This is a genomic window from Kocuria himachalensis (genome assembly GCF_054784195.1).
On record NZ_BAAGPL010000013.1, the window covers coordinates 72225 to 72914 of the forward strand.

The 690-nt window shown below is 71.9% G+C and carries 2 pseudogenes; both read left to right on the forward strand.

Annotated elements, in window-relative coordinates:
- Positions 1 to 194, forward strand: a pseudogene (locus ACYVM4_RS08875) (inositol-3-phosphate synthase); the annotation flags it as partial.
- A gap of 344 nt (positions 195 to 538) precedes the next feature.
- Positions 539 to 690: pseudogene (locus ACYVM4_RS08880) on the forward strand (GTP 3',8-cyclase MoaA); the annotation flags it as partial.

The following is a 690-nucleotide window of genomic DNA, read 5'->3' on the forward strand; positions in this document are numbered from 1 at the left end:
TGTGGGACTCGCCGAACTCGGCCGGGGTGATCATCGACGCGATCCGGGCGGCGAAGATCGGGGCCGACCGCGGGATCGGGGGCCCGCTGACCTCGGCCTCGGCGTACTTCATGAAGTCCCCGCACGTGCAGCTGCCCGACGACGTGGCGAGGGCGGACCTGGAGGCCTTCATCCGCGGCGACCGCGAACGCTGAGCCCACCGAGCGGCCCAGGACCCCTCCTGGAACCGCGCAGCGGCTCTCCGCCCACCGCCGGACCTGCCCGACAGACCATCCACCCGCAGAGGAGCGCCCTCCGTGAGAACCACCGTGCCGCCGACCGCTTCGACCCCGTCCCGGACCCTCGAGATCCGGAGATCCCTGCTCTCCGCCCGAACGACCCGGCTCGACGACGAGTGCGCCACCTCCGGCGGAACGGGAGGCCTGTGCGTGCACTGCACGGGACCTGAGAGTGACTAGACGCAGGACGGTGGTGGGCCCCGGGGTTCGGAGCCCGATCCGGGCAACACCGTGCCATCTCACCAAGGGACGGGCATGACATGAGCGTTTCCCTGGGTCTTCCGCGGATCCGTGGTGCGGGGCCGGGCCCCAGCGGTGCGCCCCGGGAGGCGGGACTGGCCGACCGCCACGGCCGCCGGGCCACCGATCTGCGCCTGTCGGTGATCGACAAGTGCAATCTGCGCTGCACCTA